Here is a 22,547-nt window from a genome sequence, read left to right on the forward strand (position 1 = left end):
CGGTGAGCAGAAAAATAAAGATAACTACAGCTCTTTACAAACTTGAGGAGCGCGTTTAGGCAGTTTAATGTGAGGCATCAGCATTCCGGCGATCACCACAGCCATACCAACGAATTGTAGCTGTGTGACCGATTGACCAAGCACGTACGACGTCAGCACCGAGAAAATCGGCACAAAATTAAAAAACAGCACCGCCGTTGCCGATCCCAAGCGTTTCACCCCGTTGAGCCATAATAAATACCCAGCCACAGTACCAAACACACCGATATAGATGATATCTACTATCCCTAACATGCTACTGTTGATTAGCTCTTGCCAAGGCTTAACTTGCGGCGAAGCCAAACACATCAAACCGATCACAGCAGCGCCACTTAACATACCAATAAAGGTGTAAGGAATTACCGCCATCCAACGACTGATGCCTTGGCTAAAGAAGGTATAAAAACTCCAAGCCAGCATACCAAAAAAGATCAGTTTATCGCCGTGATTGATTTGCATCGTCAATAGGCTTTGTAAATGACCGTTAGTGATCACGAGTAGCACACCCGCTAAACTCGCTAACAAACTAAAACATTGCCCAGCAGTCGGCAGTTTGCGCGCAGCCACACAAGCAATCAATGACGTCATTAGCGGACTAAGCGCCATAATCAGCGAACCATTGGTCGCGCTGGTATCTTCAAGCCCGGTAAATAGCCCTAAGTTAAGCCCGCCAACGCCGACCACGCTCACTACAACAATCCACAGCCACTGGCGTGTGTTAAGCTGCGGTTTTGGCGTTCTCATCAATTTGAGATACACCGCCAGACAAACGGCGGCGAGCACAAACCGCCACAGCACCAAAGTTAATGCATGCACTTCATTTAGCGCATGTTTACCCACTGGGAAGCTACTGCCCCAGCAAAAGGTACACAGGATAATCAGTATCACTGCTTTTAGCATTGAATCAGACTTCATCGTCACTCCGAATTACTTGTCAAACCACAAGCTCTAGTGTATTGATTTCACTTATTGGATAAACAAGCAAAATTAAGACGGTAAATGCCAAAAATGAAACCTAGCTATTCATTGGATGATCTGCGTTGTTTTTGCGCCGTTGCGCGCCATGGCAGTTTTAAACTCGCTGCCCAAGCGCTTTCGATGCCACTGTCGACCTTAAGCCGTCGTATTCGCCAACTGGAAAATGACTTGCAGCTACGCTTGCTAAATCGCGATGCCCACCGAGTGCTGTTGACCCACACTGGTGAACAATATTATCAACGCAGCGCCGCGCTGTTTGATGAGCTTGGCCATATCGATGAAGACTTACACCACGATAAACATCAGCCGCAAGGCAAAATTCGAATCTCGGCGCCGATCAACTCAGGCACTCAGTTTTTACGCAGTGTGTTTTACGATTTTCTGCGCCGTTACCCTGATATTCAACTCGACTTAAACTTCTCTAACTCGCTGATTGATATCGAAGCACAAGGCATGGACGTGGTGTTTCGAGTCGGCAGCCCCGTGGTCGAGAACTGGATAGCCCGGCCACTGACCAACATTCACTTTGTATTATGCGCGCACCCCAATATGGATATATCTGAGATTGATACACCACAGCAACTCCGTGGGTATGCCACGATACTGTGCCGTCCTATGGTGCCGTGGCAGTTGATCAATACCCAAAACGGTGACGAATTTGACTACCATCCTCAGCAAGGTGTGCGCCTTGAAGTTGATGAAATTCAGATGCTGGTTCATGGCATTAAGGCTGAGCTGGGCATTGGCTATGTCCCCGATTATGTCGCGTTGCCAATGATTGAACGTGGTGAAATGATCCACGTGCTCCCTGACTGGCGCAGTAAATCGCGCACCATGTTTATGCTTTACCGCGATAGAGATAATTTGCCGCTGCGAGTACGGCTGTTTATTGAATTTGTTTTGGAACATTTTGCCAACCAATAGCAGACATCTTGGTCATCAATCAGCACCAACTGGTCAATGCACTCGGAAAACGAGAACAAATCCTACTGTCCTATGACGACTTAGGAGTTAAAATCGACACCAATCTAGAGCAGGGTATTTTTCCATCCACCTTGCGCAGTTCGGTGAACCAAGCGTTTAAAGCAAACACATTATAAATCGAGTTTCAATTTATAATTAATCAGTTTAAATAAGGGGTTATGAGCCTAGTTGATAGCTGGTATTTGCCAAAATCTAAGTAGATTTGAGCCTCATGATGAGGGATGAAACGAAGCGCCATACACAGAGTTTATCACTCGTCTGCATTGGCGCATGTGTTATTGAAGCATACAATTGCTAATTGAGCTTATACGGGAATATTTAGTTTGCCCTTATAAAGCCACTTTTCCTTTCGCAATATAACCAATGCGGTAGAGCGCCGAATTGACGCTAGGCTTGGCCTCGCGAAGCCATTCCACATTCAGTGGTTGCCAGTTGGTCACCTCAACACCTCGCACATCGCTGTTGTCGCCGACCTGATGACTCACACTGGCAAGCGTATCTTCAACGCTAGGCATTCGCACCTCCCCTTCGACAAACCAAGTATTCACTTGCGGCCGACCAAACTGCTCGCACAATCCTTTAAAGCCGTCACTGGCGAGAAACGCCATCATTGAACGATGGTCTTGCCAAACGTAAAACGGCGCATAACTGTTGACCGGATTGCGATAGTGCTCAGCATCTTTACGCGAATACAAATAAGCCTTGAATACTAATCCGGGGTAGTCGTCCAACAAATGACCTTTGGTTTCGATTCGATTCTCAATACTCACCATTGGATAATCCGCTGGCAGCACGATTTTGTATTGCATTGCGATCATAATTTTCCCTTCGATGACTTAACTGTGGAAACCATGGTAAGTTGATTTTTTCATATAAAAAATCAAAACTATCTGAAGTAATAATTTTGATTTTCGGGACAATTAACAATGCGAACTTTGGATCTCGATGCCCTACGCTGCTTTGTACTGGGAATTGAACTAGGCAGTTTTGCGCTGGCTGCTGAACGGCTAAATCGCTCTCCTTCTGCGGCAAGCGCCCAGTTGAAAAAGCTTGAGCAGCAGTGCGATACATCATTGGTGCTCAAAAAAGGCCGTCACCTCGAACCCACCGAGGCAGGAGAAATGGTATTAGCCTATGCGCGGCGAATGCTGGAACTTAACGACGAAGCGATGCATCGCTTGATGGGCACTCAGCTTGAAGGCCGAGTGGTTTTTGGCTTACAGGAAGATTTCAGCGATATTCTGCTACCGCAAGTATTAGGGACATTTTCACGCACTCATCCCCAGCTGCAACTGCAATCTGTGGTCGGTCGCCACCAAGAACTGGTTGATGGCATTCAATCCGGCGCGGTAGATTTTTCGCTTGGCTGGCAAGGAGAACAAGCGCTGCCTTATAGCGAGTTGCTAACCGAACTGCCTTTGCATTGGTACGGTCCCGCCAATGAGCAGTTAAAGCCAATGCTAGAATCGTCGCAACCACTTCCGCTGGTTATGCTAGATGGCTCGTGTGTCATCCGCCAACAAGCCACTCAAGCACTCGATCATCATGGCATCGCTTGGAAAATCAACTTCGTCGGTCGCAGCTTAAGTAACCTATGGCGCGCGGTAGAGGCAGGTTTGGGCATCACGGTTCGCTCCTCATTCGGCCATCCACAAACGATTCGTAAAATAGACAGCTTGCCTGAGCTTGGAAGCTTAAAACTGTGCCTTGATCGCAAACAACATCGCTTAGAAGCGGTACAGCAACAGCTCTACGATCAGCTCAAAGGCGAACTACTGCGATATTTGGACAGGTAGTTATAGCGCAGTTGGTTAAGTCGATGACGCGCGAGCTTGTATGATGCGCCGCACTTATTTCGCTGTCTTGTCTTTGCTATCTATGCTCACGTTGCTTTACGTACACGTTGAAAACCCACCTTACTTAGAGTCCATTCTGCAACCGCTCGAACGCTCACCATTTCTTCATACAATAAACTTAGAAAACCACTGAAACTCATCTAAAGTTTTATAAGTACAAAATAGCGAAGCGTTTTCGCAGAGAGATGAATTATGAAAATCAGTGCCAAGCTCTATCTATGTATTGCCATTCTTGCCTCACTTATTGCGATTAATGCCTGGTTTAGCTATCTGAGCTCATCGAAATTAATCGGTGCCATCGAATATATCACTGGCCCAGCATGGTCCACAGCCGATGGCGCGATGGAAGGTACAATAGGCATTCAAAGTCAGGTAATTACCCTGCAGCGCTACGCGTCTAGCAGTCTAACGAAACAACAAGCTCAAACGGAACTGGCTGAATCAAGCGACTTGGTTAATGAATCCTTCTCGCGCCTTAAGGAAGCAGGGCTGATTGAAAGCAGTCAAACTCAAGAACTCGACCAACAATTGGCGCAATTTAACCAATATAAGAACGCGTTACTAAGCGCTACCGATGCGGAAAAAGAGAAAAACTTAGCGCGGCTAATGGCCCATTTAGACAGTATGAACAACTTTATTGGCGCTCTCGAAGAGCAAGGCGATCAAAAAGTTGAGCTAACTGCCCAAAATTTAGAGCAGACCATATCCAACATTAAACTCTCTGAACGTATCGTGCTCGCGATTGCAGCTCTTATCGCTTTGTTTGTGGTGATGTTCATCAAATCTAGTGTGCTCAACCCAATCCAAACCATTATTAGCAAAGTCGCAGATTTATCGAATGGTTCAGGCAACCTCAATTCTCGAATTGAGGTGAAAACGAGCGATGAGATGGGACAGCTCGCCAGTAACATCAATAATTTTATTGATGTTGTGTTCAACGTCGTTTCGCAGGTTACCAACACCATTCAGAATACGACCAATCTAGCCAATACTATTGGCGCTAATCTACAAGATATCGATGACACGGCGCGACAACAAAGCCATGAGACGGAACAAGTCTCCACCGCGATTAACCAGATGTCCTCGTCTTTGACCGAAGTGGCGTCTTCGTCTACCCAAACTCAATCTCGTGCCCAGCAAGTTCAAGAGAAATCACTGACCGGGCAACAGACATTAAATAGCACAATGACCTCTTTAGATAATGTCGTGACGGCAATGACCCAAGCTTCTGACGTTATCAGCACTCTTGAGCAAGATGGGCAAAATATCGGAACCGTACTTGAGGTGATTCGAAGCATTGCCGAACAAACCAATTTGCTGGCACTCAATGCCGCCATTGAAGCCGCTCGCGCCGGCGAATCAGGCCGCGGGTTTGCCGTCGTTGCCGATGAAGTACGTAACCTCGCAAACCGAACGCATCAATCAACGATTGAAATTCAAACGGTGGTCGAGCGAATTCAAAACGGTTCTGCGAATGCCGCGAAAGTTATGCGCGAATCACAAGACCTCACGCATAATGTGTCCGACCAAGCGCAAAGTGCCATCGTTATATTTGATGAAATAATCGCAGCGATTGAAGACTTCATAAGCCAAAATCAACAAATAACCGTCAATACCAATGAACAAAGCTCGGTTGCGGATCTGCTTCAACAACGTATTTCGACCGTATCGGACAACGCCCGCACTAATGCTGAGTTGACGGAGTCCAGTGTCAATGTCAAAGACGAGTTGCTGTCACAACTCTCTGCATTGAAAGAACAAATTAAACGCTTTGGGGTTTAGGCGCCATAAGACCCACAAGGGCATTTTCAGCTAGGCAACATTTATGACGAGAGAGGCCATTTCAGGAGCGATTTAGCCTCTCTAGACAAGTTTCTGTTCTTAGACGCGATTCAATAATGACCGGATAATTGGGGGCATCGCCCGATCAATATCTGCCCTCGCTTACTACGCATTCGTTCTACAGCCAATGACGAGCGAGAGCGGTAGCAGCACCTAAGACTTTGCATTTATGGATTTACCACCAAGCTTCCATCTGGACACCAAAACTCAACTGACTGTCTTTATCGTCAGCAAATGGTGTTTCATCATTCGCTTTTAGATACGTAGAATAGATTCGAATTTCAGGTCTAACAAATTGGCTTTCACCTACAGAAATCACCTGAGCGACGGTGACTTTATAACCAGAGTATTCATCTGTCGTCGAACCCGATGTTTCTTCACGACCAAACCATGAAAGTTCAACAGCAGATTTGCTGTAATGATTCCAAATGTATTCTGGACGAAAAGCAACCGACAACTCTTGAGCCTTTTCGTAACCCAAACCGTCACCTAATTCATCAGCATAAGCATACGCAATTGCGTGGTTGGCAATAATATTGTCTGTTAGGTACTCTTCACCATAGTTAACAATTCGGTAACCCTTGGCATCTGCAAAATCAGAGTTTGCTTGAAGATAATAGCCATGGTTAACCATGTTAGACGCCTGCCCTCCATCTCCATACTGGATAACAGTTTCATTGAATCCTTTATCTAAAGGTACGGTCATAATAAAAGAGCTTTGTAATGAATTTTCTGCCTTATAATTAGTACCGTTGGCCTCATTATATTTTTGAGCTTCCGTGTCGTTGATTAAACTATAGTTAACTAAAACTTCACCTTTCACGTCATTAAATAAAGGTATATCAGCATATCTAAAGTCCAATATATTGTTATTGTTAAGCGTGTTGCTAGCATCTGCGTCAGACACTTTAACATCGGCGGTAGAGTCGTTTCGTATCCAAGCTAAAGAAAGATTACCCGGCCCGACTTTAATATGATCTATACCCGCACCAGGACCAAAAACTCCGATTAATTTGTAGTCAAACATTTGCAGTTCTCGAGATTTGTAACTTCTCTTACCCACCCAAATTGATGCATCAGGTAGTGAAGGGATGTATCCATACCCTTCAACAAAAAACTGTGTGACGGCCAAAGGGTTATTGGTTGAGGATAGAGAATCATCATCAGAGGAAGTATCATCACCGACAGATTCCCAGTTATTGCGTAAATCCATATTCCCTTCAGCATCAACACGAATGTCAAATCGACGTCCAGAATCATCACTAAAAATCTGATCTTGAAATGCCATGTCGTAGTAACCGTCTACTTCATTGCCAAACCGTCCTAAGTTATTTAAACGATAGCTTTTCATTTCACCATTGGTTGAAGTAAATACGCCACCACGAGCGTAGCCATGAAATTCTAAAGCATAGACACTACCTGAACATAAAACTAGAGCTAAAGATATATACTTAAATAACTGCTTTTTCTTTAATAACATTTAATTTCCTTATAATGTTTAGACAATACTAATCCGTACACCAATTTTAAAAATTGGTGATAGTAATGTTAGCGAGGCACTCAATAACAACTTAATTTAAATAAATTAAAACTAAAATCTGGTATAATTTAATTTTCAATATTAACCCATACGCCTATTTTAAACAGGCGCTGGGGGTAATTTATTATATCTTTAATAAAAACTTATTTATAAAGAGACAGACCATTGGTACTAATTAATTCCTTATACCAATAAAAGCTTTTCTTCTTATATCGATTTAACGTACCAACACGTTCATCATTGATATCAACATAAATAAAACCATAACGCTTTTTAAGCTGCCCAGTAGAAGAGCTTACGATGTCAATGGGTCCCCAACTGGTGTAGCCAAGCAGCTCAACACCATCATCAATCGCTTTTTTGCTCTCAATAAGATGATCTTTTAAGTAAGAGATTCGATAGTCATCATGAATCTGATGATTCTCATTGAGCGTATCGATTGCGCCAAGACCGTTCTCTACAATAAATAACGGTTTTTTATATCGGTCATAAAGCATATTCAGCGTATATCTCAGACCTTTTGGATCGAGTTGCCAGCCAAAGTCAGAAGTCTCTAAGTATGGGTTTTTAACACCACCTAGAATGTTACCATCCGTAGTTTCTTTACCTTCAGGGTTGGCACTGTACGCACAGCTCATGTAGTAACTAAAACTCACAAAATCGACCTTGTTATCTTTAAGCGCGGCATCATCTCCTGCCGAGAACTCGATATTGATGCCTTTTTTCGCGAAGTAACTTTGAGCAAAATTAGAATATTCACCGAGTGCTTGAATATCACTAAACAACAATTGCTCTTGTTGCTGCTCATAAGCGGCGAGAACATCATCTGGGTCACAGCTATATGGATAAAACGGAATAAAGGCTAACATACAACCGATTTTGGCATCCGGTATTATTTTATGGCATTCCCCCACCGCCAAAGCACTGGCCACAAATTGATGGTGTGCCGACTGATAAATAATTTGTTCTCGATTTTCATCCGACTCATCTAACAACAAACCACCACCAGTAAATGGGAAGTGAGAGATAATGTTGATTTCATTAAACGTCAACCATAGTTTCACCTGATCTTTATAACGTTCAAACAAAGTTTTTGAATAGCGAACGTAAAGATCAATCAGTTTTCTGTCACGCCAGCCACCATATTTTTTCACCAAAGCTAATGGCATATCGTAGTGACAAATGGTCACCATAGGTTGAATATTGTGCTTAAGCAGTTCGTTAAATACATCTTCATAATGCTTTAATCCAATTTCATTGGCTTGGGTATCATCTCCATTTGGATATATACGAGTCCAAGCGATAGAAAGTCGCAGGCACTTAAAACCCATCTCAGCAAACAGCGCAATATCATCCTTATAACGATGATAGAAATCTATCGCATCATGAAATGGGTAATGACCTTCATCCGAAGACATAATTTTGCCGGTTATACCGTTTGGCAAAACATCGGCGACAGACAGGCCTTTACCATCGATATTATAAGCACCTTCACATTGGTTAGCAGCTAAAGCGCCACCCCATAAGAAGCCCTCTGGAAATGATCGTTCTTTGTTCATATATATCTCGTCTTTTATTTACTTGTTTCTACAACTGAACTTTTTACATCTTCAAAGCCAATGATTCTGGTGAGTACCGCAGCACTAACAAAGGACACCAAACAACCAACAATGAAATAAACAAATTTAGGGCCGAAGAAGAATGCCAGACCGGCCAGTGGCCCAGTACCGATGCCGGTCGCACCGATTTGGAATAAGCCCATCACCGCACCACCCAGAGCACCACCAATACAAGCAGCAATAAGCGGTTTTTTCAGTCTAAGCGTTACACCAAAAATGGCAGGTTCAGTAATACCGATGATCGCGTTGATACCCGCGCCACCTGCGATAGACTTAAATGCTTTATTTTTAGTCATCAAGAAGACCATAAAAGTCGCGCCAGCCTGAGCAGAGTTAGCCGCAACACCAATAGCCATGATGTAGTCAAATCCGGTTTGAGAAATAGACTCAAACATTACCGGCAGGAATCCATAATGCATTCCGGTCACGACGATAGGTGCGTAAAGACCACCCAATATTGCCCCAGCCAATATGCCTGCTATGCCATAGATATGAATAAATGTAGAGGCAACCACGTTACCAATGACAGAACCAACAGGGCCTAATACCGCTAGCATCACCGGAGCGACAATGATCAGGGTGAGTACTGGCTGAAAAACACCTTTTAAAGAACTGGGTATGAATGTTGCCAAAAATTTCTCTACGTATGACATAAACCAAACGGTAAGAATGATCGGTAACACTGAGCTCATATAAAGGGTAGATTTAAGAGGGATACCGAATAAGTACATATAGTCGCCGCTACTTTGCATTAATGCTTGCAGTTGAGGGTGAATAAGTATTCCCCCAAGAGCTGCGCCAATATATGCGTTACATTTAAATTTCAGTGCAGAACTCACACCAAGAATCACCGGCAGAAAATAGAATGCGGCGTCACCAATAACAGTAAGAACTTTTATGGTTTCGCTATCAGAGTGAACTAACCCAGATGAGGTTAGCATGACGATAATGCCTTTTAATAAACCGGCACCGACAATGGCGGGGATAACGGGCGAAAAAATACCAGCAATCGCATCGAGTATTGTCGCAAAGATTCCTTTCTTCTCAGCCTCGACGGGACTTTTTTCGTTTTCGTCACCGATAGATGAACCTGCTCCATACACAAGTGCTTTTAGCTCATCAAATACATCAGAAACTCGATTTCCCAGTATAATTTGCAGCTGACCACTATTCTCATTGATCCCCAGTACACCTGGAATCTCAGAAAGTGATGATTTGTCGATGGACTCTAAAGAGTTCGGTGTGATTCTGAGCCTGGTGATGCAGTGAGTTAAGTGACCGATATTATCGTTCCCCCCAATCAGAGGTAAGATCTCACTGGCAATTTGTTTATTGTCCATATTACTTCCTTTTAATAACTAAACTAAGACCTAAGCAAATTCCTGTTACCCGTAAAATACTCGCAACCAACATTAAAAACTTGACTGAGTAAACCTCATTCCTTGACCCAAAATGACAAATACCCTTTCGAATTTGGTCACAAGAAAACCCAATAAATGATTGATTTTTATTTAAAGTTAGTTTCTACATGTATGTGGAATTTGTTTCTAAATCTTCGAACCGATCAGAATACGGCACGGTGTTAGCACCCATTCCCCGTATATTCCTCTCTATAAATTTGAGTGCCTTTCAGCCTCGATTTGTTACCGCTGTGATGTCAATCGACTAGACCGCATACTAAGCGCAACCGGTTTATCAAAGTAAGGAATTTTTAATAAAAGGAACAATAATTGAGCGATTGGTCACATTTAAACTCAAACAAACAGACCAAAATTCAACCAATCAGAGACATTTTAGTACAAACATTGTACATACACCTTAACTAAATCATTCATCTCTTTGATTTAGCCACTAGGCAACAGATTTCAACTCGTTGTAATCTGTTGTTTTACATAAAAATCAAACAAAATCGAACAACCGGTTTACCATATGCAATATGATGACAAACAGCCGCTAATGTTGCGCTAAAAGCACCTAAGTGGCTAAATTTTATTGGCTATTCGTAAATTTAGATTTTTATCTATTTGGCTTTCGAGGCTTCTTGGTTAAAATCGAGGTAATGGAATTTTTGGAAAGATAAATATGGCAACAATATTGGACGTATCTCGCTTAGCTGGCGTGTCAAAAACGACCGTTTCTCGTGTAATGAACGGCAAAGGGCGCATATCGCAAGCGACAAAGGATGCTGTATTTAGAGCAATAGAAGAGCTAAATTATCGACCAAACGTTCTCGCCCAGTCCCTTTCAAATCAAACAACCAATAGTGTCGGCTTAATCATTCCTTCTGGCTACCACAGTGCTCAGAACGTAATGGAATTAATGGATCTGGCTCATTCGATGGCAAGAGATTCAAATAAATTCTTAATCATCACTCAAACCGATACTAATGACATTGAAAGCGGAATTCGCTCAATAAAGCAGCTCGTCGATCGACGCTGCGATGGTATTTTGTACTATAAAACTTCACATATAGAAGAAAATAGCGGTGAGGAACAACTTTCAAATCTGATTGATGAACTGCCTATTCCACTCGTGGTTATAAACTACAAATTGCCTAAAAAACCAAACAACTATGTTTGGTACGACCAAGTAGAAGCTGAAAGTTTGGCGGTGAATAAACTCCTTGAGCTCGGACATACAGCCATTGCTTATATTTGCGGTCCAATGAACATCAATACCGCTAGGCAACGTTTTGAAGGATACAGGCAGTCTTTAAATAAAAATGGATTAGATGTCGACCCATTTTTGATTGTCGAAGCCCCTTCCTTTTTTGATGGTGGATATACAGCTTGCCAACAATTGCTTCAACGTCAGGTGAAGTTTACCGCAATCGCTTGCCACAGTGATTCTATAGCGATAGGTGCACTCAAGGCATTACAAGAGAAGGGAATTTCTGTTCCAGACGAGATCTCTATATTTGGCTTTGGTAATGATGATATCGCTAACTACACACATCCTTCTATCTCTTCCGTTAAGTTGCCGGTCGACGACATTGTACAACGTGCTTGCGAGATGCTTTTCCTAAAAATGGAGAATGGGGATTCTCAGCTGAAACCTCTTAACGATATATATGGCGAACTGGTAATTCGAGACTCGATAAAAAAGATTAACGATTAAATCCAAGCAGATTTATATCAATCACATTGCATTAGTTAAAATAGATCAAGTTGCACTCATTTAATGCATTTGTGTCAATTTGGTTCATTTTAAAATCTGGCCATTGTCTAGCTAACTGTTTTTCATTATTAAATTCTAGGCGTGATTTTTGCAGCCCCAAATAAGACTTTAACGTAATTCAGGATGCATCATGAATTTGTTACATAACACAGATTTGGTCAGCTCTTCTGAAAGATTTGAGTTTTGGGAAAGCATAATTTCTAACAACTATGTGAAAGTTCATTGCGAATTAGGCCATAGTAACAATAATACCGTCGCGGCTTCTTTATCAGGTCACAGCTTTGGCGGTGTTGTACTAAATGACCACCAAATCAATGTACCAATGAAATACCATCGTTCTGAAAAAGATGTCTATCAAGATCAGAAAGAGGATCTCCAGTTTCTACTCCTACTAAACGGCGTTGGGGAAATTTCGCAGGAAGGTCGTAGAGCAACAATCAGTACTGGCGACATGGTGCTATATGATTCATCAAAGCCGTTTGACTTGGACTATTCTGAAAATCATCGAGCGCTCAATATCAAATTTCCCAAAAATCTCATACGCACAACATTCGACAACGTGAGCCCTTTAATCGCTCGTACTCTTAAGTCTGACAGCACGATGGGTAAATTAACTGCTTCAACAATCAGAGAATACGCTAGTTTACCTAACCTGAGAGATATCTCCTCAGAGTTAACTTTATCTTCAGCTCTTATGGATATTATCGCGACAGCCCTTAGCGTTGAATTTTCTTCCGACAGCCAAACAACGGACATTAAAAAAAAGCACAAACTCAATAAAATTAAACAACATCTTCTCAATGATCTTAGCAATGCAGATCTCAACGCAAGTTCCATTGCAGAAACGCATTATATGACAACTCGAACACTTAACCGCTTGTTCGCAATGGAAGGAACAACTGCAATCAAATGGCTATGGGAGCAAAGGCTTGAACTCGCTTACAAAATGCTAATCGGGAGGAAAGTAAGGCGTGTATCGGATGTTGCCATTCATTGTGGCTTCAATGATTTTTCGCATTTCAGCCGCGCTTTCAAGAAAACCTACGGAATAACTCCAAAAGAACTTTTAGCCGGCAAAATAAAATAGCGAAAAAGAGAAAAGAGACAGGAAGATTCATGCTGAGACAAATCTTCCTTTTTTCATCTATTTCACTTCAATTTTATTGAGAGGAAGTGAAATAATACTTTCAAAATCGATAAATCTTTCACTATCATTCGAAATAGCAGTCAAAAGATTACTAAACTCTGAATCCTCCGCAGATTCATACGTATAGATAGATAGTGCATCATATTCTTCATATTCATCGGTTGTGTAAGTATCGCCCGTTTGTTGTGGTTCCCTGATGGGGTGTTGGGTATAACTGACCAAGCCTCTTGCATTGCTAACCATCACTTCTCGATGCTCTTCATACAATTTTAAAAACTCTGCTTTTGTCATCCCGGGTTTTCTCTTCATTAGATAAGCAACAGTATGCATTATTACTCCTTAATTTCTGACATATTTTGCTGTGCCATTAACCATTTGGTTAACGACCCCTCGTCAAATTAGCACCCCAAAACAAGAATAAATTGACTCAAACTACCATCTAAATTGACTTGTTTGGACAAACCCACACCCCGTTCTAATTTGTCATTTTGAGCAAACTTTCCTGTCTGACTGAGTCAAGTATCTTTCCTTCCCAGTGAGTTTAATAACCGTTGGTAATGGATCATTTATTAACTTACATGGATGTAATATGAAAAAAATGCCCACTGAGTGGAAGCTTGTTCTTCTGCTCGCCATATTGTTTGGCATCATTGGCTTGGATCGATTTGCTGTTGTATATCTTTTCCCTGTCATCGTGCCTGAATTAAAAATTAACAATACTCAGGCTGGAGCCATCGCCTCAATATTAGCCTTTACCTACGCCATCTCTACTTGGTTACTTGGCAGTTATTCTGATCGCCATGGTCGTAAAGGCGTCTTAATTTTTTCTACCGTTTTCTTTTCTGTGATGACATGGCTCACTGGTATCGCAAAATCATTTACTGCAATGCTAGCTATTCGTGGCCTCTTGGGAATTGGTGAAGGTGGCGTATTCAGTACCAGTGTTGCGGCTATTTCTGAAAATGTAAAACCAGAGAAAAAAGGGCTGATGATGGGTGTACACCAAGCATTCTTCCCGTTGTTAGGCATTGGTCTAGGTCCGATCATTGCGACTCAGCTTAACGAAGTTATGCCTTGGGAAGCGGTATTTTTCGTGGTGGGTATTCCGGGAATCCTGCTTGCTTATGGCTTACATAAGGTCATGAAAAATAAACCCATAGCTCAACCATCTGGTAATGAACACCCGTCTAAAACTGAAAAAAGCAGCACGTTATCCGTGCTTAAAGTTCGCAATGTTTGGGTCGCGACGCTAATGAGCTGCTGTTTCCAAAGTGGGCTTTACGTTTTTTCAACCTTTGTTGCCTTGTACCTAACTCAGGTCGTTCACTTAGAGCTTTCTGACGTCGGCTTTATTATTTCAGGCTGGGGGTTTGGGGGCGCAATCGGCATGATCATTATGCCCTCACTTTCTGATCGCTTAGGAAGAAAGCCGGTCGTATTTGTGTGTTCTGCCATCTACGGTGCACTCATGTACTTATTCGCATTTAGTACTGGTCTGAGTCAAATTCAAATGTTCTTACTTCTTGGCTTTGCTGGCATCTTTGGCTTTGGTCTTGCCCCTATCTACTTAGCCATTATTCCGGCAGAAAGTGTTCCGGCCCAACAAGCAGGCAGCGCAGTCGGTATTCCAACGGGTGTCGGAGAAATGGCCGGAGGCGTGATCATGCCAATCGTTGCCGGCGGCTTAGCGGACCTGTTCGGTTTACACATCACCATGGAAATTGTCGGTGCGGCATTTACGTTGATCGCCATTCTATCTGTGCTGTTCATTGAAACCGCTCCGGTCAAAACTCGACGCCGTCAGGTCTCTCTGACAGCCAACTCATAACAACGATTAAAATCTATTTTCAAATGCGATTGAGCCCCCAGATTTTGGGGGCTTATATCAAGGAGAATTTATGTCTGACTCAAAAACACTTCGTTTACACTTTCCTCAATGGCAGGGTGGCAACAACGAGGCATATCATTTTGGTTCACAAATGCTGGCATTTTTGGCGCCCGACCCACAAGGTCCGGTTGCAGAAGTCCCTGTAAGCCGTCCAACTGGAGTTGAGTTAACAGAAGAGCAAGGGCTAAAAGGCCGCTCACAATTACTCGACCAGTTACACAGCGCGACAAACATTATCGAACAACACCAACCAGACAGCATTGTTGTGCTAGGTGGTGACTGCCTTGTTGATCTCGCCCCATTCGCCTATCTAAATGAAAAATATCAAGGTGAGCTTGGTATCATTTGGGTTGATGCGCACCCAGATATTATGACTCCAGAGCAATACAATCATGCGCATGCTATGGTTCTCGGCAATTTAATGGGCATCGGCGATGAAGAATTTAAAGCTGTCGTCAAGACTCCGGTCAAACCTGAAAATGTCTTATTTGCGGGGTTGGGTGCGACCCTGCCTTACGAAACTGATTTTATTCAGAATAATAGTATGGCTTTTGTTGGCCCTGAAGAATTGGCGCAAACCAGTACTCCTGTTACCGATTGGATAAAAGCGAAAGGCATTACTAAAGTCGCCATTCATCTGGATTTAGATGTGATGTCGATTGCCGACTTCGGCTCGCTGTATTTTGCAGAACGCGATGTCCCTGCCGATAAGTTCGAAGGTTTAACTCAAGGAGCAATGAAACTTTCAGCCGTGCAACGTCTGATTAATGACATTGGCGACACTATCGAAGTGGTTGGTTTAGGGGTTACAGAGCATCTACCGTGGGATGCACTGCGCCTGAAAAACATGCTCGCAAGCTTCCCTTTACTTGGTAAGTAAGCGCGATTTTTCCTCAGTCATAATACCCAACCTACGGGATAAATTATGGGGGCTTAACCTTAAGCCCTCGATCAATTTACCCCAACAGACTTAGGTGTATGAGATAGATAAAACGCTCGCGAGCATAGATGTTGCCAGTCATTGCTCTAACTCGCGCAAGTAAAGCGCTGCAATCATTCTTGCAACGAAAGAAGCAAAACTGACTCTTGATATATATCCTTAATCGCCGATTGTAGAACCTCGATTTGCTCTGCTGTCGCGCGATCTGCACGTTCAAAATTAAGGTGTGCGATTACCTTCATTCCGCAGTATTGAAAGATGCCAAAGTCTGAAGTCAATGCTATCGCTTTATCCATGCCAGACGCCTGATACTCTTGGGCCGATTTACCTTGTGTATTAATCACAACAACCTTCTTATCACTGAGCAAACCCTGTTGTTTTCCCTCGACATAACGATAGGCAAACCCGTAGCTAAACACGCGATCAATATAGCCTTTCATCATTGCAGGCATACCCGCCCACCAGATCGGATAAATAAACGTCAGACAATCAGCCCACTCAATCAACTGCTGCTCAGTTTTAACCTCTTTTGCTACAACGCCGCGTCTCTGATCGGTCAGGTCCTGCGCGGATAAAACCGGATTAAAATTCAACTGATGGAGATCTCTGATTTGAACGTCATGCTCACTCTTCAACATCTCGGTTAAATTATTTTTTATCGTGGCATTCAAACTCTTGTCAGATGGATGTGCGTAAATAATCAAGTGGTTCATGGTGGTGTAACTCCGTTAACGAATAAACGCCACCATGTTATGAGGCTAAATCAAAGTTGAATTGTACGAAAACGAAATTCAAGTTGGCACACCGCATACCTGACACTGAATATCGAGATATTGTGAGGGGCTAAGATGCAAATAATGTTTAAAATCACGAATCAAATGACTTTGATCGTAATACCCACACTCAAAAACAATCTCTGCCCAATTAACCACCAGCGCTCTGTCAACGCATGACTGAATAGATTCTATCGCTTGAATAAAACGTTGGTAACGACTGTACTCTTTTGCACTAAAGCCGAGTTGCTTTTGATACTGCAGCTGAAGCGTACGAATATTTTTGCCATATTTTTCAGCGGTACGTTTAATTTGCGGCTGCTGGCTGCGATTGTGAGCAAAATTTAAATTAACATCAGGGGCATCACGTAAATAAGACTCTCCAACCGAAATAAGGTATTCAGAGCGTGATGTCGCATCAGACAATTGATCTAGCTCTTTCCTCATTCCCATAAAGCAATCTTCATCAAGAGAAGACTCAAATTGCGGGTCAACGCGGCCACAGCCAAACAAACGGTAAAAGCCATCCCCTAAAAAGTGAATAACGATGATCTCGGATTTCGGCGGCAGTTGATATTCAATAGCCTGTTTTACCGGACCTAGCATAAGGTATCGATCAACAATCAGAGTTTTTTGGTTTTGCAATTGAATTGAAATAGGTGCACCCAAGCTAAAAATCAGCATCACTTGAAACGATGGCAATAAGGTCTGTTTCATCGTTTGTTTCGAACGATTCTCGGCAAAATAGAAATGGGAGTATATAGCCTGAAGATGTTCAGGAACTGTGAGTCGTTGACCCAAGTATTCAGGGTTACTTTCCATGACTATTTTCTCCACCACGCGGTAAATCGATGAGTTAATCTAACTTAAAAGAAGCCAATTGGCAGATAAAAATCCAGTTCAAACTGTTCATTTTGATCAATAAAGTGATTCTTTAAATATTGAACATAAGCCGGTGTGGCACGCAATTTAAAGCCCGATTCAGGTAACCAATGTTCTAATATCAAACTCAATTTTGGCAACAGTTCTCCATAAACACCACTCAATGGGAATACGGCATGAAGCCCTCCCGGAATAACAAATTGATTAACCACTCCGCGCACCGTAAGCGGTTTTTCTATCTCGATGCATGCCACGTAACGACATTTATCGAGCGCCACCCAAGCAGGGTTGGAATGATGTAACCCATATTGAATGGAAAAATCTCGATTTTCAGCTTTCGCCCACGCTTGTAATAATAACCAAGCATTTGAAATAGAACGATTATATCCAGTGTGACGAACATAGGCTGCCATACGACTAGGAACGTCAAGGATTTTGGGCGTGGGTAAGCTCTGAGTGGTTGCGTGCTGATAACCCAGCGCTATGTCTTTATCTTCTAAATAAGGTTTATCTGAAACCTGCAAATCGTGTTGGCGCCATTGCTTTGGCGACATATGAAAGACACTTTTGAACGCCCGATTGAATGAAGAGGCAGAACTAAAGCCACTCTTATTCACGATATCGATAACCCTCGCCTGCGGGTCAAACATCAACTGATTGGCGGCGTATTCCATGCGAATACGGCGAATATACTGATTAACCGATTCGCCAACAACACGCTGAAACGTGCGATGAAAATGCTGCTCCGAATAGGATGCAACTTTGGCAAGTTCACCCGCCGTTAAGTCACGGCTGATATCTTGATGGATATAAAACAGCACATCGTTGATTCTCGATTGTTGAAGTTTATTCATAGCGAAAGCCAAATAGCATAAATGGACATGTTAGTGAGCATATATGGACCGACTTATCTTGCCAAGAGTGATTACTATTGCCACACCAACCACGATAATGTCGAGTCTCATATGGAAATTGCCCACTCAGTTCAGCAAATAAAACCCTCCTATATCCGTGAAATCCTTGCAGCGGCCAGTGATGAAAATGTCATTTCGCTCGCCGGAGGATTACCCGATGAACAGACCTTCCCTATCCACCTGATGAAACCGGCGATCGAATCGCTGCCTACGATGAGAGACGTTTTTCAATACGGTCCTACACCTGGATACGAGCCATTAATTGCTCACCTGACTCAATCGTATCAGCTGCCGGAAACCCATCGAGTTATAACCTGTACAGGATCTCAACAAGGCTTAGATTTAATTGCTCGCGCCTATGTTAACCCCAAGGATACTATCGCAATGGAAGCGCCTTGTTATCTTGGTGCAATGCAGGTGTTTGGTTTAGCACAGGCAAATTTAGTGACTATCTCGCAAGACGAATTCGGCCCTAATATCAGTGAATTAGAACAATGCTTCAAAACCGAATCACCCAAGATGTTCTATGCTGTGCCAGATTTCCATAATCCAACTGGCGTATGCTGGTCGCTTGAGAAACGTCACCAAGTGGCGGCGCTATGCATGAAGTACAATGTGGTATTCATTGAAGATGCGCCGTATCGAGAATTACGCTTTTCTGGTGACGCCCTTGCGCTGGTATCCGATTTTTGCCCAGACCACTCAATTGTGCTGCGTTCCCTATCGAAAGTCGCCTCCCCTGGGCTTAGATTTGGTACGGTAAGTGGAAAGCAGAGTTACTTAGAACCTTTGGTCAAAGTAAAACAAGGAGCTGACTTACACTCGAGTACTCCGGTACAAGCGATCATCTTAGGTTTACTGCAACACCCCGAATTTCCCAGCCACCTCAAAGCAATACGAGCTGTTTATCAAGCTCGTCATGCGACGCTCGTGCAAGCGCTGCAAACCTATCTGCCTGATGGATGCACAATCATTCCAACCGAGGGAGGCATGTTTGTCTGGGTGACCCTTCCAACGTGCGACACCTATCAATTAGCACACGAATTATTGGCAAATAAGGTTGCTGTCGTCCCAAGCCCAGTATTTTATCCCGCATCAAGTCAAGCCACGTCGGCAATACGTCTTAACTTTACCAACGCCGCCCCAGAGGATTTGATCACCGCCGTTCAGCGTATTGCTCGAGTTCTAAAATCTAATCTAACTAAAATTTAGCAATGTATATGAGGTTATCGGCGCTGAATGCGCCCATAACCTGGCTGGATAAAGCACAAACGCACTGTCGAAAATCCCCCACGATCATCATATACAACACTATGGCTACGATTGTAGGGCTTTTACTTCTTCGGCTTGTTTTGCGGGGCGGACAATCAGCCACACTGCAACGGCGACAATCAGTGAGCCGAAAATAAACCCTTGGCTGATTGCTTCATCAAGTACGACGTATCCCCATAAAATGGCGAACGGTGGAATTAAAAACGTCACCGTCATCGAGCGCAGCGGCCCGATATCACTGATTAAGCGGAAAAAGACAATATAGGCGCACGCGGTACAAATTACGCCAAGCGCAATGATACTCGCCCACACTTCGCCTTGCGCCCAATGAATCGAGGTATCTGTTGTACTGGTAAAAATAAACAGCGGCAGCAACAAAGTGGTTGCGCCAATTTGGCTACCAAACGCCACGATTTTAGGATCTAAACCGCCTTGATTGTTGATCCATTGACGAGTGAGGAACCCCGACACCGCATAACAGCTGGTTGCAACCAAGCAAGCCAGGCCGCCAAACACAAGCTCCTGCATCGAATGCGCTTCACCAAAGGTGGTAATAATCGCAATGCCTACCGCACCAAGGATCACCGCCGCCCACTTACTTAAGGTGAGTTTTTCCGCAAAAAAGGTAAAGCCAATCAGCGCGCCCATTAGCGGCGTGGTGGCATTAAGCACCGCGGAATAGCCAGCAGGTAACCACTGGGCAGCGATACAATACATGACAAATGGCACGCCAGAATTAATCATGCCGAGGGTAAAGCAGGCGCGAAACTTTCCGTTAAACCGAATCGGGCAGCGAAGTGCCAACAGGATTACCGCCAAACCGACAAAGCCAAAAAACACTCGCAAAAATGCACTATTAATCGCGCCAAACTCCGGCACCGTAATCCTCATAAATAGGAAGCTCGCTCCCCAAATCGCCGCGAGAGCCAATAATCGAGTGTAATCAGATAAACGCATCTTCTGTCCTATCAAATGCCAAATATTGAGCGCCAAACAACTTTGCGCCCGCCATTTGAATGATGAAACTGGCGCGCGAAAAATTCAGCGCGGTAAATCTTAAAGCAGGAGTTTAAAGTAGGATGAATAATTAGACGAACAGATATTTAGATTACAATGCCGTATTTCGAATCTATCACGCTTTAAAATGATACCGCCGAGCACTTTGCATTCATCTTGGTATTCACGAATAGGCATTTTCGGCGGCGCAATATCAGCAGCAAAGTCAACACGTTCAGCGCGGCGCCAACACAGCGCGATAAGCTCCATCGGCTTAGTTGGCTTGTTGCCCAAAGCGTCAACTCCGCGCTGTGTTTGTCACCACGGCGAGCCTAAACTTTGCCTGCCACCTCACGATATTGCTGCAGGGTTTCGTCGATCAAAGCTTGATTACAACCTAGATAATGTTTGGGGTCGCACGCCGCATCAATATCTTCATCTGACAGTATCGCCAGCACCTGAGCATTTTGTTTGAGGATGGTGGCTAAATCTCCTTGCTCTGGTGCATTGGCTATCGCGGCTTGGACCGCATGATAGCCCTCAGAGCGGCCAACCTTTTGCGCCGCTTTCATCATCACCGCTTCGGACATAATAAAGTGGCGCGACGCTGCAAAATTGGCGCGCATCTGGTGTTCATTGACCACTAAATTAGCCACTAAGCCGTGAGCACGTTCAAGCGCAGTCGATACTGCCAGCGCCGATTCTGGCACCAAACTCCAGTTCAACACCCGCATCGAGGCTGAGCGCACATCACTTTGATCGAGCATATTTGGCGCGCCACTGGCGTACATCCAACCCATGCGCGACAGAGTTTGAATCATATTCGCGGCGCGCGGATTCGCCTTATGCGGCATGGTACTGGAACCGCCACCCTGTTCGCCTTCACGCAGCTCGCCAATTGATGCGCGGCCCATGGTTTCAGTGTCATTGGCAATGCGGCACAAGGTGCCATGAATGAGTGCAAAAAACTGCACTAACTCGGCGATATGATCCAAACTCGCGTTGCCAAGCCCTTTGGGCTCAGTGAGCGCTAACGCGGCAAATAGCCTTTTACGCACTTCAAGGCCATGCTCGCCAATTGACGACAAGTTGCCCACCGCGCCGCCGTACATGCCAGTAATCGCGCGCGGATAAAGTTGCTCAAGACGCAGCAAATGCCGCGTCACTTCTTGCAGATAACCGCACACATGCAGCCCCCAAGTGGTTGGCAGCGCATCCATCGCATTCGTGCGCGCCACCATCACCGTCGCTTGATGCCGCGTCGCCATCGCTTGCAGTTCGTCGCCCAGCAAAAGCAATTGTGAGCGCACCACATCGAGAGTTTGTTTAATGCGCATCGCCAAACTGGTATCGAGCAGATCTTGAGTGGTGCAGCCCCAATGGAGATACTTTTTGACTTGCTCGTCACCCAGCTCAGCGAGCTGTTCAACCAAAGGTTTGATCGCCATACCAACGCTGCGCGTGTCATTGGCAAGCCGAGGCCAATCGATATTGTCCAACTGGCAAACTTGCGCAATGGAACCTGGCGCAGATGCGGGAATCAAGCCCAGTTCGGCCTGCACTTTAGCGATCGTCACCTCAAAGGTCAGCCAAGTACTAATCAAGTTCTCATCGGACCAAATCTGCTTCATCTTGGCTTGAGTAAACAGCGGCGAATAGAGTATCGAGTCAAAAACCGATGCGTTTGAACCTTGCATGAT

Annotated in this window: 21 protein-coding genes; 9 read left to right on the forward strand and 12 right to left on the reverse strand. The window is 44.0% G+C overall.

What is annotated here, in order from left to right:
• Nucleotides 1-24: 24 nt before the first annotated feature.
• Entirely contained in the window at nt 25-954 is a 930-nt protein-coding gene (locus BLS03_RS21870) for a DMT family transporter (RefSeq protein WP_093278948.1), read from the reverse strand.
• 84 nt (nt 955-1,038) lie between these two features.
• Here BLS03_RS21870 and BLS03_RS21875 point away from each other — a divergent pair, with 84 nt between their 5' ends.
• Nucleotides 1,039-1,941 (forward strand): LysR family transcriptional regulator, encoded by a 903-nt coding sequence (locus BLS03_RS21875; protein ID WP_245696769.1) that lies wholly within the window; start codon nt 1,039-1,041, stop codon nt 1,939-1,941.
• Between the two features lie 8 nt (nt 1,942-1,949).
• Nucleotides 1,950-2,117: a hypothetical protein gene (locus tag BLS03_RS25730; RefSeq protein WP_176765667.1), complete on the forward strand. Its 168-nt coding sequence runs from the start codon at nt 1,950-1,952 to the stop codon at nt 2,115-2,117.
• 213 nt (nt 2,118-2,330) lie between these two features.
• On the opposite strand, the gene BLS03_RS21880 is transcribed toward BLS03_RS25730, so the two are convergent.
• Nucleotides 2,331-2,819, reverse strand: coding sequence for a DUF4865 family protein (locus BLS03_RS21880; protein WP_093278950.1), 489 nt, complete (start codon nt 2,817-2,819; stop codon nt 2,331-2,333).
• A 108-nt stretch (nt 2,820-2,927) separates the two neighbouring features.
• Here BLS03_RS21880 and BLS03_RS21885 point away from each other — a divergent pair, with 108 nt between their 5' ends.
• Together BLS03_RS21885 and BLS03_RS21890 are read left to right on the forward strand one after the other, a co-directional pair.
• The gene (locus BLS03_RS21885; RefSeq protein WP_093278952.1) at nt 2,928-3,797 is read left to right on the forward strand and encodes a LysR substrate-binding domain-containing protein; all 870 of its coding nucleotides are present in this window, start codon (nt 2,928-2,930) and stop codon (nt 3,795-3,797) included.
• Nucleotides 3,798-4,049: 252 nt separating this feature from the next.
• Complete coding sequence (locus BLS03_RS21890; protein WP_093278954.1) at nt 4,050-5,639, forward strand: methyl-accepting chemotaxis protein; 1,590 nt, start codon at nt 4,050-4,052, stop codon at nt 5,637-5,639.
• Between the two features lie 235 nt (nt 5,640-5,874).
• Here the strand turns inward: BLS03_RS21890 and BLS03_RS21895 are convergent, their stop codons facing one another.
• The 3 genes from BLS03_RS21895 to BLS03_RS21905 all read right to left on the reverse strand — a co-directional run bounded on the left by BLS03_RS21895 (nt 5,875) and on the right by BLS03_RS21905 (nt 10,198).
• Nucleotides 5,875-7,179, reverse strand: coding sequence for a carbohydrate porin (locus BLS03_RS21895; protein WP_093278956.1), 1,305 nt, complete (start codon nt 7,177-7,179; stop codon nt 5,875-5,877).
• A 203-nt stretch (nt 7,180-7,382) separates the two neighbouring features.
• Entirely contained in the window at nt 7,383-8,798 is a 1,416-nt protein-coding gene (locus BLS03_RS21900) for a 6-phospho-beta-glucosidase (RefSeq protein WP_093278958.1), read from the reverse strand.
• 14 nt (nt 8,799-8,812) lie between these two features.
• Nucleotides 8,813-10,198 (reverse strand): PTS transporter subunit EIIC, encoded by a 1,386-nt coding sequence (locus BLS03_RS21905; RefSeq protein ID WP_093278960.1) that lies wholly within the window; start codon nt 10,196-10,198, stop codon nt 8,813-8,815.
• A gap of 742 nt (nt 10,199-10,940) precedes the next feature.
• On the opposite strand from BLS03_RS21905, the gene BLS03_RS21910 reads away from it, so the two are divergent.
• The gene (locus tag BLS03_RS21910) at nt 10,941-11,975 is read left to right on the forward strand and encodes a LacI family DNA-binding transcriptional regulator (RefSeq protein ID WP_093278961.1); all 1,035 of its coding nucleotides are present in this window, start codon (nt 10,941-10,943) and stop codon (nt 11,973-11,975) included.
• A gap of 190 nt (nt 11,976-12,165) precedes the next feature.
• Nucleotides 12,166-13,122, forward strand: a complete 957-nt coding sequence (locus tag BLS03_RS21915) for an AraC family transcriptional regulator (RefSeq protein WP_093278963.1) — start codon at nt 12,166-12,168, stop codon at nt 13,120-13,122.
• A 57-nt stretch (nt 13,123-13,179) separates the two neighbouring features.
• Here the strand turns inward: BLS03_RS21915 and BLS03_RS21920 are convergent, their stop codons facing one another.
• Nucleotides 13,180-13,512: an EthD domain-containing protein gene (locus BLS03_RS21920; RefSeq protein ID WP_093278965.1), complete on the reverse strand. Its 333-nt coding sequence runs from the start codon at nt 13,510-13,512 to the stop codon at nt 13,180-13,182.
• Between the two features lie 259 nt (nt 13,513-13,771).
• Between BLS03_RS21920 and BLS03_RS21925 the strand changes: the two genes are divergently transcribed.
• Together BLS03_RS21925 and BLS03_RS21930 are read left to right on the forward strand one after the other, a co-directional pair.
• Nucleotides 13,772-15,010 (forward strand): MFS transporter, encoded by a 1,239-nt coding sequence (locus tag BLS03_RS21925; RefSeq protein WP_093278967.1) that lies wholly within the window; start codon nt 13,772-13,774, stop codon nt 15,008-15,010.
• A 70-nt stretch (nt 15,011-15,080) separates the two neighbouring features.
• Nucleotides 15,081-15,950 carry an arginase family protein gene (locus BLS03_RS21930; RefSeq protein ID WP_093278969.1) on the forward strand — a complete coding sequence of 290 codons (870 nt, stop codon included), beginning with the start codon at nt 15,081-15,083 and terminating at the stop codon, nt 15,948-15,950.
• 173 nt (nt 15,951-16,123) lie between these two features.
• On the opposite strand, the gene BLS03_RS21935 is transcribed toward BLS03_RS21930, so the two are convergent.
• The 3 genes from BLS03_RS21935 to BLS03_RS21945 all read right to left on the reverse strand — a co-directional run bounded on the left by BLS03_RS21935 (nt 16,124) and on the right by BLS03_RS21945 (nt 18,519).
• On the reverse strand, nt 16,124-16,723 hold the full coding sequence (locus tag BLS03_RS21935) for an NAD(P)H-dependent oxidoreductase (protein WP_093278971.1): 600 nt from the start codon (nt 16,721-16,723) through the stop codon (nt 16,124-16,126).
• A 78-nt stretch (nt 16,724-16,801) separates the two neighbouring features.
• Nucleotides 16,802-17,605: a helix-turn-helix domain-containing protein gene (locus BLS03_RS21940; protein ID WP_093278973.1), complete on the reverse strand. Its 804-nt coding sequence runs from the start codon at nt 17,603-17,605 to the stop codon at nt 16,802-16,804.
• Between the two features lie 44 nt (nt 17,606-17,649).
• On the reverse strand, nt 17,650-18,519 hold the full coding sequence (locus BLS03_RS21945; RefSeq protein ID WP_093278975.1) for an AraC family transcriptional regulator: 870 nt from the start codon (nt 18,517-18,519) through the stop codon (nt 17,650-17,652).
• A gap of 111 nt (nt 18,520-18,630) precedes the next feature.
• On the opposite strand from BLS03_RS21945, the gene BLS03_RS21950 reads away from it, so the two are divergent.
• Entirely contained in the window at nt 18,631-19,791 is a 1,161-nt protein-coding gene (locus tag BLS03_RS21950) for an aminotransferase-like domain-containing protein (protein WP_093278977.1), read from the forward strand.
• 105 nt (nt 19,792-19,896) lie between these two features.
• On the opposite strand, the gene BLS03_RS21955 is transcribed toward BLS03_RS21950, so the two are convergent.
• The 3 genes from BLS03_RS21955 to BLS03_RS21965 form a co-directional block, all read right to left on the reverse strand.
• Entirely contained in the window at nt 19,897-20,808 is a 912-nt protein-coding gene (locus BLS03_RS21955) for a DMT family transporter (protein ID WP_093278980.1), read from the reverse strand.
• 99 nt (nt 20,809-20,907) lie between these two features.
• Nucleotides 20,908-21,141: a hypothetical protein gene (locus BLS03_RS21960; RefSeq protein ID WP_093278983.1), complete on the reverse strand. Its 234-nt coding sequence runs from the start codon at nt 21,139-21,141 to the stop codon at nt 20,908-20,910.
• A 38-nt stretch (nt 21,142-21,179) separates the two neighbouring features.
• A complete protein-coding gene (locus BLS03_RS21965; RefSeq protein WP_093278986.1) occupies nt 21,180-22,544 on the reverse strand; it encodes a class-II fumarase/aspartase family protein in 1,365 nt (454 codons plus the stop codon).
• Nucleotides 22,545-22,547 lie beyond the last annotated feature (3 nt).

The sequence above is a fragment of the Vibrio xiamenensis genome, from assembly GCF_900100015.1.
GTDB lineage: Bacteria > Pseudomonadota > Gammaproteobacteria > Enterobacterales > Vibrionaceae > Vibrio > Vibrio xiamenensis.

Coding starts and splice junctions, on each gene's coding strand:
- BLS03_RS21870 (WP_093278948.1), bottom strand. CDS start 954: ATGAAGTCTGATTCAATGCTAAAAGCAGTGATACTGATTATCCTGTGT.
- BLS03_RS21875 (WP_245696769.1), top strand. CDS start 1,039: ATGCCAAAAATGAAACCTAGCTATTCATTGGATGATCTGCGTTGTTTT.
- BLS03_RS21880 (WP_093278950.1), bottom strand. CDS start 2,819: ATGATCGCAATGCAATACAAAATCGTGCTGCCAGCGGATTATCCAATG.
- BLS03_RS21885 (WP_093278952.1), top strand. CDS start 2,928: ATGCGAACTTTGGATCTCGATGCCCTACGCTGCTTTGTACTGGGAATT.
- BLS03_RS21890 (WP_093278954.1), top strand. CDS start 4,050: ATGAAAATCAGTGCCAAGCTCTATCTATGTATTGCCATTCTTGCCTCA.
- BLS03_RS21895 (WP_093278956.1), bottom strand. CDS start 7,179: ATGTTATTAAAGAAAAAGCAGTTATTTAAGTATATATCTTTAGCTCTA.
- BLS03_RS21900 (WP_093278958.1), bottom strand. CDS start 8,798: ATGAACAAAGAACGATCATTTCCAGAGGGCTTCTTATGGGGTGGCGCT.
- BLS03_RS21905 (WP_093278960.1), bottom strand. CDS start 10,198: ATGGACAATAAACAAATTGCCAGTGAGATCTTACCTCTGATTGGGGGG.
- BLS03_RS21910 (WP_093278961.1), top strand. CDS start 10,941: ATGGCAACAATATTGGACGTATCTCGCTTAGCTGGCGTGTCAAAAACG.
- BLS03_RS21915 (WP_093278963.1), top strand. CDS start 12,166: ATGAATTTGTTACATAACACAGATTTGGTCAGCTCTTCTGAAAGATTT.
- BLS03_RS21920 (WP_093278965.1), bottom strand. CDS start 13,512: ATGCATACTGTTGCTTATCTAATGAAGAGAAAACCCGGGATGACAAAA.
- BLS03_RS21925 (WP_093278967.1), top strand. CDS start 13,772: ATGAAAAAAATGCCCACTGAGTGGAAGCTTGTTCTTCTGCTCGCCATA.
- BLS03_RS21930 (WP_093278969.1), top strand. CDS start 15,081: ATGTCTGACTCAAAAACACTTCGTTTACACTTTCCTCAATGGCAGGGT.
- BLS03_RS21935 (WP_093278971.1), bottom strand. CDS start 16,723: ATGAACCACTTGATTATTTACGCACATCCATCTGACAAGAGTTTGAAT.
- BLS03_RS21940 (WP_093278973.1), bottom strand. CDS start 17,605: ATGGAAAGTAACCCTGAATACTTGGGTCAACGACTCACAGTTCCTGAA.
- BLS03_RS21945 (WP_093278975.1), bottom strand. CDS start 18,519: ATGAATAAACTTCAACAATCGAGAATCAACGATGTGCTGTTTTATATC.
- BLS03_RS21950 (WP_093278977.1), top strand. CDS start 18,631: ATGGAAATTGCCCACTCAGTTCAGCAAATAAAACCCTCCTATATCCGT.
- BLS03_RS21955 (WP_093278980.1), bottom strand. CDS start 20,808: ATGCGTTTATCTGATTACACTCGATTATTGGCTCTCGCGGCGATTTGG.
- BLS03_RS21965 (WP_093278986.1), bottom strand. CDS start 22,544: ATGCAAGGTTCAAACGCATCGGTTTTTGACTCGATACTCTATTCGCCG.